The sequence below is a fragment of the Desulfosoma profundi genome, from assembly GCF_055387865.1.
Genome location: NZ_AP042420.1, coordinates 1,955,858 through 1,969,568 on the forward strand (window position 1 = coordinate 1,955,858; position 13,711 = coordinate 1,969,568).

Below are 13,711 nucleotides of genomic sequence, written 5' to 3' on the forward strand. Positions count from 1 at the left end.
TCATTCTTCCTTGCTGACCACAACGGTGATGTGGGCGGTAATGTCGGCATCCACCTTGATGGGCACGGTGCATTGGCCGAGTTGCTTGATCGGCTGGTCCAACAGGATGAAGCGCTTGTCCACATCGAACCCTTGGTGCTGCAAAGCTTTATGGATGTCCGCGGCGTTCACGGAGCCGTAGAGCTTATCCTCTTCAATGACCTTGCGCGTGAAGGTGAGCGTTGTGCCGTTGAGCTTTTCCGCCACGGAGAGCATTTGTTGGCGGACACGCTCTTTTTTCTGGGCCAGCACGCGCTTGTGGTGTTCCAATTCACGAACTTTGGCGCTGGACGCCTCCAGGGCTAATCCCTTGGGAAGCAAATAATTACGGCCATATCCTGGAGCCACCTTGACGATGTCTCCGATTTGTCCCAGATTTGGAATGTTTTCCGTAAGAATCACTTTCATCGTGCACTCCTTGATGGTATGACCCGTCGATTCTCCATTGTGGAAATGTTGAGCGCCGGTCACAAGGGTGACGGCGCATCGGCTTTCTTTTTCAGGCCCCGAAAGTCGAACCACGTGTCGAAAAAACCCATGAGCGCTACGGCAAGGCTCACGAGTTGCTGCAGGAAGATCAGCGCGTAACTCAGAGACTGCACCAGTTTGGGCACGCGCCATCGGCCGAAGTAATAGGCGGTAATGGCCACACCTTGAAGCAGGTACACCGTGCCGAGGGCGATGAGTCCGTTGGCGCCGGCCACTTTTGCCCAGAAGGGAGGGACCAGCAGGAGAAACCCCGCGGCAATGACCCCCCAGACCAATGGTTCAGGTGCGCTCCACAATTGCCAGGAGGGCCATGACGGCAATGGGAAACCCCGTCGATGAAGGGCTTTGCTCCCGAGGAACAGAGTGAACCAGGCGCAGATGATCGTCGTTCCCATGGCCACACCGGGAAAGAGGCGTGCCAGAAGAGCGATCCAGAGCTCGACGTCCTTGGGAAGGCTCGCGCCTTGGGTCCCCTCCGACCCGGTCTGCTCAAAGAATGCCACAACAAACGTGCGGAGCTGGGTTTCCAGATGTTCCCAAAGGCCCCCGTCGGCGTCACGATGGGTCCACCAGAAAACCAGGGCTCCGAAGGCAAAAACCTTGATCACGGCGTCGGCCACAGTCCGTGTCACGGACCATCCCTTCCGCATACCATATCCCAACAGAGTTCCGAGCAGAAGCAGTTCGACGAAATACAGCACCGTCTGGGGGATCTTCATCCATAGGGCGAGGGTTCCGCTGACCAGGGCAGAACTTCCGGGAACCATGTATCCCAAAGGGCTTCCGAACCGATACACACTGATCAAAGAGGGCACGGGGATGATCACTCCTGCCATCACCCCGGTGATGGGGATGAAAGCGAGGATGAGAAACATCCCCACGCTGAGTCCGATCCCTGCGAGAAGCTCCCCGAGCCCTTCAGTTTGCGGGCCCCCTCCGGTGGTATTTTGCCGGCCTGTTTCTGTCCACATCTCAGGTGGCCTTTGCCGTCATTTGCGACTCGACAAGGACTTTTAAATGGAATGGTCCACCGTATAAGGCAGCAACGCCATTTGGCGTGCCCGCTTGATGGCCAGCGTCAGTTCTCGTTGATGCTTCGCACAGTTGTCCGAGATGCGCCGGGGGATGATCTTCCCGCGTTCGGTCAAGAAATAGCGCAGCATCTTTGCGTCCTTATAATCGATCCGCAGACTGCTGTCCGCGCAGAACCGGCACACACGACGGCGTCGAAAAACCCTTCTCCTTCGTTTCCTTTTGATGGCCACGTTCCACTCCTTTATCTAAAAAATGCTGAGGACCACACCTATCCTGCAAGAGAGGCCGCTATTCCTCGTCCTCGCCTTCTTCGTCCACTTCTTCCTCTTCTTCCTCGTCCGTGACGCCGGCGAACCGCGGCGGCGATTCCTCCTCATCATCGGCCGGCGGCACCGGAACGGGACGTTCTCTGTCTTTTTCCTTTTCCGGATCAAATTCATCATCCAATTTCACGGTGATGAATTTGAGCACCCGTTCGTCAATGCGCATGTTGCGCTCCAGCTCGGCGATCAAGTCCGGCCCTGAGGCAAATTCCATCAAGACGTAATAGCCGTAGGACCTTTTTTTGACCGGGTAGGCGAGCTTCTTTTTCCCCCAGGGAGCATAGGTAAGTACCGTGCCCCCGCCCGATTCCACAACGCCTCGGTATTTCTGAGCGACACCCTGGTAGGCGTCTTCGGGCAGATCGGGGTCCACAATGAAAAACGACTCGTACTTGCGCAGTTGCATGGAAGAAATCCTCCTTTCGGGTTTAAAGCCCCGCCTCGTTTGGCGGAGCAAGGAGTATGGTGGTTCGGAACTGCTTCGACTACCACAGCCGGAAAAGGCGTCAAGGCCTTTGGATGGTACCTTAAGCAGTCAAAAGACATGGGTTCGGCCCACAGAACGTGGGATCACTTGCGGGGGGGCGAGGGGGCGGGCGGACGGACTTGGGCGGGAGTGAATTGAATGAGGATTTCATTGTCCCGTATAAGGTCGAGGTTCAAGCGCAGGAATCGTTCGGCATAGATCGGATCTTCCTTGAAACGTTGGGTTTGAAGGTAAAGCTGTTGGGTTTCTTTGCGCACGTCCGTAACCCGCTGCTGAAGGGAGGCGACCTGGCGGCGTTTGTTCTGGAATCCCTGAAGACCTTTTGGAGACAAAAAGACCGCGTGGAACAGGAGAAGATCGACGGCGGCGAACAAGGAAACCAAGATGAGCGCTCCCCAGCGTCCGATCATATAGTGCCAATCCCAACGAACCATTGCCTAAACCCCCATGGCTCGAGGATGGATGGTGACGGAGGGAAAAAGTTTCGGGTCCGTGTGGGGTAAAAAGGTCGCCCCGCGGAATTCGTACATGAGCTCCACATTGACGTTCAGTTCCACGTAGGTGATCCGCTGTCGAACAACCTCCATTTCCGAAAGAAGGCTGCGATCCAGCAGCATCATGGCGGCGCCGCGCCCTGCCGTGTTTCCCAACCCCTGATAAGTTTCCAAAGGTAAGTCCGGGAGCATGCCGATACGAATGGCCATGACCGGATCGATGTGGCTGCCGAAGGTGCCGGCCACGAAAAACCGCTGAATGTCATGGACGCTCAGCCCCACCTTTCTTGTGATCAGGTTGAGAATCGTATACATGGCGGCTTTGGATTTTAACAGGATGCCGATGTCGATTTCGGAAACCGTCAGGTCCCGGCCGTCGGCGGTTTCCCCTTTCCATGCGACAACATAGGCCGGTCCATGATCCGTGGTGACGATGCGCGGGTTGGAAATCTTTGTGTTGATCTTGCCTTGAATGGTCAAGATGCCTGCCATAAACATTTCTGCGATGAGATCAATGAGCCCGGAGCCACAGATCCCTTTGGGCTTTTCCTCTCCGATGACGTGATAGACGAGCTCAAGGCTCTCGGGATCAATTCGCACCCAATCGATGGCTCCAACCTGAGCCATCATGCCCCGTTCCACCACACCCCCTTCCAAGGCAGGTCCGGCGGCGCCGGCGCAGGCGACGAGCCAGTCCTTGTTGCCCAGCACGACCTCGGCGTTGGTTCCCACGTCCACGAGAAGGCACACCTCGTCGCGCCGGTGCATGCCTGTTGCCAGAATGCCGGCGATGACATCGCCGCCGAAGTAAGATCCCACGTTAGGAAACACCACCAGGAGACCCCTTGGGTGCATGGCCAGCTTCATGTCCGCGCCGTGGAAGACCGGAAAGGTGTTGGCCACCGGGATGTAGGGCTCCTTGCAAATGTGCGAGGGGTCTAAGCCCAAAAAGAAATGGGTCATGGTCGTGTTGCCCACCACGGTGACGGCGTAGATCTGGGACGGCTGAAATCCGTGTTTGACGACGAGGAGTGAAAGCGTTTCGTTGCACGTTTCGATCAGCAGTTTCTGCATCAAGGCCAGAGCGTCCGGGTTGGAGGCGAAAACGATCCGGGCCAGAATATCTTCCCCGTATGGGATTTGGGGGTTGGGGACCGATAACCGGTCCAGGAGTTTTCCGGTAGTCAAATCCACAAGATAGAAAGCGATCTGAGTGGTGCCCACGTCAACCGCCGCCCCCAAAACCGGGGAGGTCGAAGTCCCTGGGAAGAGTTCGATCAGTTCCCAACCGTAGCCCGTGTCACCTAAAACGGCCGTTGCAGAAAAATCACCCTGGCGAAAACGCCGTGCGTAGGTGGCCAGCTCTGCCGGCGGAAGCCGGATCGGGTCATAGCCCATCTGGCGTAGCGATCGACGAAGACGGTCCAGATCGGCCGTATTGTCATCCAAGGAAGGTGGAGGGGCTTTCACCACCCGGCGCACCACCAACGGGTCAAAGGAGAGCCACTCGGGGAGGATCTCCCTGTTTGGGGTCAGCTCGAGCGTGCTTCTTTGCTGTTTCCTCGAGTCGTTTCGTGGACTCTCTTGGCCTTTCTCCGACTTCACGGTGCCACGCAACATTTCTATCCCCTTGAATTGTCTTCTTTATGGGAGAAAGCGGAGCCGCCGTACCATCTTGAGTGTCTTGCCGTCAGCCTCCTATCAGAGTCGGGCAGTGTCTTCAATGCGGATTTTCCATCCATTGAATGGGGCGGAAAGCCATGACGTTCACCACATATTCGACAAAGCCGCACACCAACAAATCGGAGATCTCCAGCCCGAGAGCCTGATCGAGGTGTTCCAACGCCTCCATGACCTGTACGCTGGGTTCTAGGTTGAACCTTACGGCGTGGGCATGCTGAAAGTGGTCGGTGCGGCACCAATGCCGCGGGGACAGGCTGAAATGGATTCGGCAGGCCAGCGGCCGATATCGATAGAGCCCGCACAGCCCCGCATCCAGGAAAGGGCATGGCACGTTGAGTCTGTGGTACCGACTCAGGCATCCCTCCAGCTTTTGATCCAATGGGACGGTCGTGGGTTCGACACCATCCCATCGGCGGATTTCTTCCCATAGTTCCATCCTCTCCAAGCACCTGCGGAACATGCGATCCAGAACACCCGTGGTGACCGTCCCTTGGTAAAGCCAGAGGATTTCTACACCCGTCAGTCCCGACGGCAATTGGGTGCAACAGTGGCTGCATCCCGGCTCGCACGTCACGGTCCAGCCGGAGTGGCGAAGGTGGCTGAGAACAATCCGAAGGGACTGATCATAGACCAAGAAAGCTTTGTCGAGAGAGGACAGGAAAACTTTAGGTAGCGACCTGTCCTTTTCCCAAGCCGAGGGGATGATAGCGTCCAAAGCTTGGCGCAAGAGGGTTGTCACCCGATGGTCGTAGTGTTTGAGGGTGTTCTGAACCGACGCCGGTAGCCGGCTGAATTCAAGAGGGGTTTGGGTCCGCAGTGTTTTCACGGCGTTGTCACCCCAGACGCTGAGAGCACAGAACGTTCCCGAAGGGTCATCACCAATTGCCGGGCCAGCAATGGTGCATTGCCTCCTGCCCGGTTGTTGATAATGACGCATACCGTAAGCCCTTCTTGGATGCCTCGTGCGACGATTTCTGCCGTATCCCGAAAAAGGTTCGGCTGGATCATCTCTTCCACCAAGCGGTCGAAAGGGTGTGCTCGGGCGTACGCCTCTTCATAGCGCATGCCTCTCGGGGTGAGCAGTCGCAGAACCACTAACCGGGATGCACTGAAACAGCGTCTCCCCGAACGCTGCCATTGAGCCAACAGGGAGGGCAGCCACGTCCAATGGGACAGCACCTGGCCAACGCCATGTTTGTCCAGAACCTGAAACACCGGCTCGCGGAGGTAGCTATCTGTTCTGAATTCAAAGTGATAGCGGGAATCTTTCGGGATTTCATGGAAAAAGGCGTCTAGGCGGTGGGCGAGATGTGCGGGATCCATGCGATCCGCTTTCCGATGATACTCCTGCTCGAAGATGAACGCGGCAATGCGTTCGCCCAAAAGATCGACGACCGGTTCGTAAAAGAAGGATCGGAACACATCCGGGTCGAGAAAGCTGGGATTATCGGTGGCATCCCGACCCGTCCACAGCCGAAAGGCGCACACCTTTTGGGGGACCTTGAGGAGCACCCGAGCGTGTGGAGGCAGGTGTTTCGCATACTGGGACAATGTTCGATGGCTGTCGGTGGGCGTGCCGTCCGGGGTCAACAAAAGACTATAGAAAGTGAAATCCAGCTCGAGCGCAGGAAAATGTTCAAAATATTCACGAACGCTCTCCACAGGCAGCATCGGGGAGGTGAACGTCTCCGTGCCGACCCGCTGGGTTCTTTGGGTCAGCCGACCTTCATAACGGGATGCCGTGTAAATTTGACCGATCCATCCGCCATAGCGGTCACTGGCGGTCCCGAGGAGCAGCTGCGGATGGAGATCACGGAAAAAGAACCGAGCAGCCGGATCTGAGAGATCGGCGTTCATGTCCGCGTCCTCGGAAGTGTTCCGGTGCGAACGAACTTCGGGGAGCAGAATTCTTCGCCCGTAGGGTCAAGACGTCCCTGGTCGTTCGTGCGGGCGGGTAGCGGTGCGCTTTCTTTCTGACCAACGTCTGAGGAATCGGGCGATCGAACTTTCCGGCTCCACGGATTCCACCTCGGCGGCTTTCAGCGTCCCTTCCGCAGCCAAGGCGGCTTGAAGACACGCGCGCACGTGCTCACATCGAAGGCAGTCCGCCTGGGGTTCGATAAAGCCCTCTTCGTTTCGAGGACACACCCGATCGGCATTCCCAAAACACGTCGGCTTGGTCCTGTCCGACTCCACTCCGGCAGAAGGCATGATCACTATTCCAAAATTTCCAGCACGGCCCTTTTGCGCAGCTTCGTGGCCGCAGCATTCATGATCGTCCTGATCGCGTGAGCGTTCCGACCTTCTTTGCCGATGATCTTGCCGAGATCCTCCTTCGCGGCCCTCAATTCAATGACCGAAAGTTGGTGTCCGTTGATTTCACGCACCTGAACCTTATCGGGATATTCCGCCAGAGCACGAGCGATGTATTCCACCAAATTCTTGATCTCACTGTCACCCATGAAAGTTCCCCCCGCTTCCGTGACCATGGAATGTAGAAAAGAACGCCCAGCATGCCAAAAGAGTTCACAAATTCCTTCTTGGAGAGACTTCGCTCAACGGCTCAGATTGTGCGACGTCTCCATCTATCGCTGGCCAGGGGTTTTGAGAAGAGGCTATGGATAATGGCACCATGGATTCACAACACCTTCGCACTCTAGAGAATCCATAGCACCCTGTCAAGGGAAGAGAACAACAGGGCTGCTGAAGCCTTTGTGTCGCAGGGAAGGTTTTTTCAGGACTCACACCGATGTTTGATGTTCACCCCCTGAACGATGAAAATAACGGTTTCAGCGATATTCGTCGTCTGATCTGCGACCCGCTCCAAACACCGGGCGGTAATGATGGTTTGCACCGCTCTTTCAATGCCCCGACTTTCGCTGACCATGAGGTCGATCATGCGTCGGAGGACTTTGTCGTTGAGTTCATCGGCTTCGTCGTCCATTTGGCACACATCGTAGGCTTGGGTTACGTTCTGACGGGCGAAGGAATCGATGGCCACCCGCAGCATGTCCATGGCGGTTTCCGCCAAGGCGTCCAGTTCGGGGATAAACCCCAAAGGGGGCCTTTGGGCGAGGAATTGAGCCCTCTGAGCGATGTTGACCGCTTGATCTGCAATGCGCTCCAAATCGATGCTCATCCGCAGCGCTCCGATAATGAAACGGAGGTCTTTGGCGACGGGCTGTTCCAGAGCCAGCAAGGACAGGCAGAGATGGTCGATCTTCATCTCCATCTGGTTGACGGCGTGGTCCCCCTCAATGACCTGCGAGGCCAGATTTTCATCTCGGGTTTTGAAGGCGTGAAGGGCTTTCTGCATGGCTTTTTCTGTAAGGGACGCCATCTCCAAAAGGGACATTCTCAGTTCTTCCATCTGCCGGATAAAATGAGACTTCATTGTTTCGGCTCCTCAAGAGTCTGGTTCAGTTTCCAGGGGTTTCCCGGAACTCCGGCTCAGCGGCCCGCCTCAACGTAAACAGAAACGCCGCCCCTCGATCTGTCCCCCGCACCGGGCTCTCCACCCAAATCCGTCCTCCCATGTTCTGCACGATATGCCGACAGATCGCAAGTCCAAGACCGGTGCTTCCCGTGGAACTCTCTCTTTGTCTGTCAACGCGGTAAAAGCGTTCAAAGACGCGAGACTGGTGTTCTGAAGGGATGCCGGGTCCTTCGTCTTCGACGGTGAAAAGAACCGTTTCCTGCCTCAATTCCGCTCGAATCCGGATCGGTGTCGAGGGGTGGCTGTAGCGTACGGCGTTATCCAGCAGATTTTGGAAAACCTGCACCAATTGGTCTCGCTCGGCGCGCACCCAAAGGGGTTGGGCGGGAAGGAGGTTTTGAATCGGCATGTCTTTCTTACGCGCTTCGGGAAGACACGTTTCGATGGCCGCCCCGACGGCCGAGGTTGCGTCCACAACCTCTTCAGGAATATGGGGCGGCTGGCTTTCCAGTCGCGTCAGCGTCAACAGGTCGTTGACCATGCGCGTCATGTGGTTCGCTTTTCGCAAGATCGTCTCAATAAACATTTTAGATTCATCGTCTTGTGCGCATGGACTTTCCAGCAGGGTTTCGGCGTAGCCTTTGACGGCCGTGAGCGGGGTGCGCAGTTCGTGTGACACGTTGGCCACGAAGTCACGCCGAATCCTGGCCAGGCGTTTCAGTTCCGTAATGTCATGAAGGACAACCACGGCCCCTGCGGCGACACTGGGGCTGCGGAGGGAGACGACATGGACGTCGAAATAACGGTCCGAGTCGAGGGTGATCTCCATGTGCACGGCATCGCGGCCCCCCAAGACCTGGTCACACGCCTTTTGCAGGTCCGCATTGAGGTAAACCTCCAACGGTTTCAACCCCAACGGGGATTTGGCGCTTCTCTGGATGTGAAGCGCCGCCCGATTGGCGGCTTGAATCCGCCCTTCGGCGTCGAGCAGCAAAACCCCTTCTTTCATGCCTTCCAGAATGGCGTTCAGTCGGGCACCTTGATCCTCGAGTTTCTTGAGCTGAGATTCGATCTGGGCGGCGGTTTCCCTCAGGGCTTCCCCGAGGGCGTCCAGAGTGGGATAGCCGCTTGGCCTTAAACGGTAACGTTCACGGCGTCCCATGGCCCGCACCATCTCCAGCAAAGGGGTCAAGGGCTTTTCCATCAGCCGTGAAAGCACGAAGGCAAGAATTCCTGTAACGATAAAAGACAGCCCAAGGATCGCCCCCAAATGATAGCGCTGCTGGTCGAGCTTTTCCTTAATTTGTGACATCGGCACGGCTATGCGCACTACGCCCGGAGGAAGATTCGGGATACCCGAGACAGGCATGGCGCCGTAAATCAGATCCTTGCGCAAGGTGTCGCTCCTGCGGACACTGAATCCAAACCCGTTTTTTCGGGCTTCCAGGACTTCCGGGCGATTCCAGTGGTCTTCCATAAAGCCGAGTTTGTCGTAAGGAACGTCGCTGTCGGCGACCACGCGCCCTCCCTGAGCGACATAGGTGATGCGGAGGCCGAGAAGGGCCCCGGCCTGGGTGCACCATTCGTCGAGGTCACTCAACCATTGAAACGGCTCGCGGTTCTTTAAAGACCAGATCACGAAAGACAGGTTCTGGTGGATTCGCTGCCTGGAGTCGTCCAAAAGAACCTGATGGAGCTGGTGGTGAAGGTAGCTGAGGGGAGCTGCAATGCACACCAAAAGAACGATCCAAAAGGAAAGAAGCAGCCGAGTCCTCACGGTCATCGGTTTCATGGCCCACTCCGTTCCCGAAAACGATAGCCGACGCCTCGGATGGTTTCCACATAGCCGGCGTAATCTCCAAGCTTCAAGCGAAGGCGTCGAATGTGGGTATCCACCGTGCGGGCATAACCCTCAAATTGATAGCCCCAAACTCGATCCAAGAGCCGATCGCGGGACAAGACGCGCCCCTTGTTGGACATGAGTTCCACAAGCAGTTTGAATTCCGTCGCAGTCAGCGGCACTTCTTCGTTATCGACCCAGACCCGGTGGGCTTGAAGATCCACCGTGAGACCCTCCACTGCGAGAGAGTCATGTGTCGCCGAAGGCCCTGCCGCCCGGCGCATCACGGCCTGAACTCGAAGCACCAGCTCTCGAGGACTGAAAGGTTTGACCACGTAATCGTCACTCCCCAGCTCCAGGCCGACAATCCGGTCGGCCTCTTCTCCTCGAGCCGTGAGCATAATAATCGGGATGGTCGCGGTGTCTTTGTTGCGCTTCAGAGCCTTACACACCTCAAGCCCGTCCATCCCGGGGAGCATGAGGTCCAAGATGACGAGATCCGGCTTTTCCCGCATGACGATATCCAGTCCGGACACCCCATCTTCCGCTTTGAGGACCTCATAGTCCGAAGCCTTAAGGTGCCAAGCCACCAAATTCAGGATGTCCTTATCGTCCTCAACGATCAGGATTCTTCCTCGTGCCACGAACGCCTCCACAAAGGTGTATTCCTGTGCCATTTCCTACAGTTCGGCCTCAGGCAGCCGCTTGGGCAGGGACACAGGGTGCTGTTCCCCGGTGTGGGGTCCATCCCCGGGCAGCCCCTCCTCAAACCTTGACATGCATGCTGTCACCACGCGCAAAAGTGGCACAAATCAGCCACTTGGCATGAAAGGCAACCTGTGTCACAGACACATGATGACTCTGTGACATTTGTGTGACAGCCCTTTCCGTCGTTTGGAATTGCTTTGAATCTCCAGACTGTAAGCCCAACAGAAGCATTGTAACCGGAATGTCACATACCGGTAACCTCACGTTCACAAGATCCCTCTACGTTGTCCTTGCCATGGGAAGGGGATGGCGGTCACCCGCGAGGGCTAGGTCGCGGCCATCTCGGCGGGCGTTTCGAAAAAGCGTCACAAAGGGATACTTGGAGCAGTTTTATGTACGGCATGATTCTTCTTGTGCTCCTTACCTTGAGTTCGGCGGCGTTCATTCTGGGGCGCCGTCGCGCGCTCTCTCTCGCCAGCGGACGGATTTCCTCTAAGGCACTGGCCTCCAGACCTCACTACCACGGGGCCTATGTGGCGTTATGGTGCGGCGTCCCGGCCTTCCTGCTCTACCTTTTCTGGCTATTCACGGAACCTGTGGTCCTGGATCAGTGGGTCTTGCGGTATCTGCCCGAAGCCTATCGGCATTTGCCTGCGGATCGTGTCGGTCTGCTGTTGAACGATATCAAGAACATAGCCAAAGGTGGCATGGTTGCGGCGCAGGCCGATTCGGACGTTCTGGCGGCGGCGCAACATTACCGAAGGCTTCAGTCCCTGGCGACCACGGCGCTCTGGGTCGCTGTCCTGAGCTTTGCCGGTATTGGGCTTCAGATAGGCTACCGAAGGATCACCGCAAGCTTTCGCGCCCGGAATCAAGTGGAAAAGGTCATCCGGGTCTTTCTCATGGTGGCGTCCACCATCGCCGTTTTTACCACCATCGGCATTGTGTTCTCCGTTCTTTTTGAGACCCTGCGTTTTTTCCGGCTGGTTCCGTGGTGGGAATTTTTCTTTGGCCTGAAATGGAGCCCCCAGATGGCGATTCGGGCGGATCAGGTGGGAGCTTCGGGGGCTTTCGGAATGGTGCCGGTCTTCACGGGGACGCTTCTCATTGCCGCAATTGCCATGAGTGTTGCCGTGCCCCTGGGGCTGTTTTCGGCGGTCTACCTGAGTGAATATGCTCCAAGAAAAGTCCGAGCCCTTGTCAAGCCGATCTTAGAGATTTTGGCTGGCATTCCTACGGTGGTGTACGGTTTTTTTGCCGCATTGACTGTCGGCCCTTTTCTTAGGCGTGTCGGCGACACTTTGGGCTTGTCTGTGGCCTCGGAAAGCGCCTTGGCGGCAGGCCTGGTTATGGGCATCATGATCATACCCTTTATTTCTTCTCTATCGGACGACGTGATCAACGCCGTTCCCAATGATCTGCGAGACGGGTCATTGGCCTTGGGGGCCACCCGCTCGGAGACCGTCAAAATGGTGGTCCTACCGGCGGCTTTGCCGGGCATCGTGGGCGGGGTGCTGCTCGGGGTGTCTCGGGCCATCGGCGAAACCATGATCGTGGTCATGGCCGCAGGCTTGGCCGCGAACCTCACGCTGAATCCTTTGTCCGCCGTAACGACCGTGACCGTGCAGATTGTGACCCTGCTTGTGGGAGACCAGGAGTTCGACAGTCCGAAGACTTTGGCGGCGTTTGCTTTGGGCTTGGTCCTTTTTGTCATCACCTTGATTCTCAACATCATCGCCCTTTATGTGGTGCGAAGGTATCGAGAACAATATGAATAAGCAGGCCGAACACATTCCCATGCCTCCGAGGACGCCCCCGGTGTCTCGCACGATCACCATAGTTCAGGCGGGACTCCAGAAGCGCTACCGAGCGGAAAAGAGATTCCGAATGTTGGGTGTGGGCGCCGTAGTTTGTGCCCTCACCTTTCTGGCCATCATGTTCGTGGACATTGTCTCCAAGGGTGTCACAGCATTTCGGCAGACGGCCATCCTCTTGGATCTCTACGTGGATCCTGACGTCGTCCATGTGGGGAACTTGGATCGGGCGGACTATCAAAGGTTGGTGAAGAACAGCTTGGAGGCGATGTTTCCCGACGCTCAAGGAAGACAAGAGAAAAGAGAACTGCACAGCCTGGTGAGTTCCGGGGCCGGTGCCGAGGTTCGCCAAAAGGTGTTGAGCGACACTTCGCTCATCGGGAAGACGGTGCCCATTTGGGTCCCGGCCAATGACGATGTGGACATGGTGGTCAAGGGCCATGTCGATCGGCGTCTTCCCGAGTCCGAGCGGCGGCTCGGGGATCGCAGTCTTCGCTGGATCGAGGCTTTAGAATCCCAAGGACGCGTTGCGAAGCGGTGGAACAAGACTTTCTTCACCGCCGGGGATTCCCGTGAACCTGAATTGGCGGGCATTCTGGGGGCGACGATGGGATCCTTTTACACCATTCTTGTCACCCTCGCGCTCTCCTTTCCCATCGGTGTCGCGGCGGCCGTTTACCTGCAAGAATTCGCCCCGAAAAACCGCTGGACCGACCTCATTGAGGTCAACATCAACAACTTGGCGGCCGTCCCTTCGATCGTCTTTGGGCTTTTGGGGCTGGCCGTTTTTCTTTCCTTTCTTGGCCTTCCCCGGTCCTCTCCTTTGGTTGGCGGATTGGTTCTGACTTTGATGACCTTACCCACCATTATTATTGCAGGGCGGGCGTCGCTGCAGGCCGTGCCCCCATCCATCCGCGATGCAGCTCTCAGCGTCGGGGCCTCGCATATTCAAGCCGTATTTCACCATGTCTTGCCTTTGGCTCTGCCCGGCATGCTCACCGGCACCATTATCGGTATGGCTAGGGCTTTAGGGGAGACGGCCCCGCTCCTCATGGTGGGCATGGTGGCCTTCGTTGTGGACATCCCTCGGGGATTCACCGATCCGGCCACCGTCCTTCCTGTGCAGGTCTATTTGTGGGCGGACAGTGCCGAGCGGGCTTTTGTGGAAAAGACCTCGGCGGCCATCCTGGTATTGCTGGCGTTTCTCATCACCATGAATGCCGCCGCCGTCTACCTCAGAAACCGGTTTGAGCGGCGATGGTAAAAAGAAAGGAGGTGGAAATCATCTGCAGAGAGGGCTGATCAAAACAGTTCCAGGTGTGACAACCAGGCATGTTGCAGTTTCCACAAACATCCCGAAAAC

General features: G+C 56.7%; 15 protein-coding genes. 2 read left to right on the forward strand and 13 right to left on the reverse strand.

The window, feature by feature from the left end:
* The 13 genes from rplI to ACZ5K9_RS08425 form a co-directional block, all read right to left on the reverse strand.
* On the reverse strand, positions 1–447 hold the full coding sequence (rplI, locus tag ACZ5K9_RS08365) for a 50S ribosomal protein L9 (protein ID WP_464270882.1): 447 nt from the start codon (positions 445–447) through the stop codon (positions 1–3).
* A 59-nt stretch (positions 448–506) separates the two neighbouring features.
* On the reverse strand, positions 507–1,499 hold the full coding sequence (locus ACZ5K9_RS08370; protein WP_464270883.1) for a YybS family protein: 993 nt from the start codon (positions 1,497–1,499) through the stop codon (positions 507–509).
* Between the two features lie 42 nt (positions 1,500–1,541).
* Entirely contained in the window at positions 1,542–1,787 is a 246-nt protein-coding gene (rpsR, locus tag ACZ5K9_RS08375) for a 30S ribosomal protein S18 (protein WP_464273947.1), read from the reverse strand.
* A gap of 64 nt (positions 1,788–1,851) precedes the next feature.
* On the reverse strand, positions 1,852–2,292 hold the full coding sequence (gene rpsF / locus ACZ5K9_RS08380; protein ID WP_464270884.1) for a 30S ribosomal protein S6: 441 nt from the start codon (positions 2,290–2,292) through the stop codon (positions 1,852–1,854).
* A gap of 164 nt (positions 2,293–2,456) precedes the next feature.
* A complete protein-coding gene (locus ACZ5K9_RS08385) occupies positions 2,457–2,807 on the reverse strand; it encodes a septum formation initiator family protein (RefSeq protein ID WP_464270885.1) in 351 nt (116 codons plus the stop codon).
* 3 nt (positions 2,808–2,810) lie between these two features.
* Positions 2,811–4,487, reverse strand: a complete 1,677-nt coding sequence (locus tag ACZ5K9_RS08390) for an ASKHA domain-containing protein (protein WP_464270886.1) — start codon at positions 4,485–4,487, stop codon at positions 2,811–2,813.
* 100 nt (positions 4,488–4,587) lie between these two features.
* Complete coding sequence (locus tag ACZ5K9_RS08395; protein WP_464270887.1) at positions 4,588–5,376, reverse strand: YkgJ family cysteine cluster protein; 789 nt, start codon at positions 5,374–5,376, stop codon at positions 4,588–4,590.
* Positions 5,373–6,407: a DUF72 domain-containing protein gene (locus ACZ5K9_RS08400; protein ID WP_464270888.1), complete on the reverse strand. Its 1,035-nt coding sequence runs from the start codon at positions 6,405–6,407 to the stop codon at positions 5,373–5,375. The genes ACZ5K9_RS08395 and ACZ5K9_RS08400 overlap by 4 nt, the downstream gene beginning before the upstream one ends.
* A 66-nt stretch (positions 6,408–6,473) precedes the next feature.
* Positions 6,474–6,761 carry a hypothetical protein gene (locus ACZ5K9_RS08405; protein ID WP_464270889.1) on the reverse strand — a complete coding sequence of 96 codons (288 nt, stop codon included), beginning with the start codon at positions 6,759–6,761 and terminating at the stop codon, positions 6,474–6,476.
* Positions 6,762–6,766: 5 nt separating this feature from the next.
* Positions 6,767–7,012, reverse strand: a complete 246-nt coding sequence (locus ACZ5K9_RS08410; RefSeq protein ID WP_123290957.1) for a KH domain-containing protein — start codon at positions 7,010–7,012, stop codon at positions 6,767–6,769.
* A gap of 272 nt (positions 7,013–7,284) precedes the next feature.
* The gene (phoU, locus tag ACZ5K9_RS08415) at positions 7,285–7,944 is read right to left on the reverse strand and encodes a phosphate signaling complex protein PhoU (RefSeq protein ID WP_464270890.1); all 660 of its coding nucleotides are present in this window, start codon (positions 7,942–7,944) and stop codon (positions 7,285–7,287) included.
* 25 nt (positions 7,945–7,969) lie between these two features.
* Complete coding sequence (locus tag ACZ5K9_RS08420; RefSeq protein ID WP_464270891.1) at positions 7,970–9,778, reverse strand: sensor histidine kinase; 1,809 nt, start codon at positions 9,776–9,778, stop codon at positions 7,970–7,972.
* Complete coding sequence (locus ACZ5K9_RS08425; RefSeq protein WP_464270892.1) at positions 9,775–10,470, reverse strand: response regulator; 696 nt, start codon at positions 10,468–10,470, stop codon at positions 9,775–9,777. Before ACZ5K9_RS08425 ends, ACZ5K9_RS08420 begins: the two co-directional genes overlap by 4 nt.
* A 456-nt stretch (positions 10,471–10,926) precedes the next feature.
* Between ACZ5K9_RS08425 and pstC the strand changes: the two genes are divergently transcribed.
* Together pstC and pstA are read left to right on the forward strand one after the other, a co-directional pair.
* Positions 10,927–12,312, forward strand: coding sequence for a phosphate ABC transporter permease subunit PstC (pstC, locus tag ACZ5K9_RS08430; protein WP_464270893.1), 1,386 nt, complete (start codon positions 10,927–10,929; stop codon positions 12,310–12,312).
* Complete coding sequence (gene pstA / locus ACZ5K9_RS08435) at positions 12,305–13,612, forward strand: phosphate ABC transporter permease PstA (RefSeq protein WP_464270894.1); 1,308 nt, start codon at positions 12,305–12,307, stop codon at positions 13,610–13,612. Before pstC ends, pstA begins: the two co-directional genes overlap by 8 nt.
* Positions 13,613–13,711: the final 99 nt, after the last annotated feature.

Bases quoted from the DNA above. Each gene is read 5' to 3' on its own strand.
- rplI (WP_464270882.1), bottom strand. From the start codon at position 447: ATGAAAGTGATTCTTACGGAAAACATTCCAAATCTGGGACAAATCGGA.
- ACZ5K9_RS08370 (WP_464270883.1), bottom strand. From the start codon at position 1,499: ATGTGGACAGAAACAGGCCGGCAAAATACCACCGGAGGGGGCCCGCAA.
- rpsF (WP_464270884.1), bottom strand. From the start codon at position 2,292: ATGCAACTGCGCAAGTACGAGTCGTTTTTCATTGTGGACCCCGATCTG.
- ACZ5K9_RS08385 (WP_464270885.1), bottom strand. From the start codon at position 2,807: ATGGTTCGTTGGGATTGGCACTATATGATCGGACGCTGGGGAGCGCTC.
- ACZ5K9_RS08390 (WP_464270886.1), bottom strand. From the start codon at position 4,487: ATGTTGCGTGGCACCGTGAAGTCGGAGAAAGGCCAAGAGAGTCCACGA.
- ACZ5K9_RS08400 (WP_464270888.1), bottom strand. From the start codon at position 6,407: ATGAACGCCGATCTCTCAGATCCGGCTGCTCGGTTCTTTTTCCGTGAT.
- ACZ5K9_RS08405 (WP_464270889.1), bottom strand. From the start codon at position 6,761: ATGCCTTCTGCCGGAGTGGAGTCGGACAGGACCAAGCCGACGTGTTTT.
- ACZ5K9_RS08410 (WP_123290957.1), bottom strand. From the start codon at position 7,012: ATGGGTGACAGTGAGATCAAGAATTTGGTGGAATACATCGCTCGTGCT.
- phoU (WP_464270890.1), bottom strand. From the start codon at position 7,944: ATGAAGTCTCATTTTATCCGGCAGATGGAAGAACTGAGAATGTCCCTT.
- ACZ5K9_RS08420 (WP_464270891.1), bottom strand. From the start codon at position 9,778: ATGAAACCGATGACCGTGAGGACTCGGCTGCTTCTTTCCTTTTGGATC.
- pstC (WP_464270893.1), top strand. From the start codon at position 10,927: ATGTACGGCATGATTCTTCTTGTGCTCCTTACCTTGAGTTCGGCGGCG.
- pstA (WP_464270894.1), top strand. From the start codon at position 12,305: ATGAATAAGCAGGCCGAACACATTCCCATGCCTCCGAGGACGCCCCCG.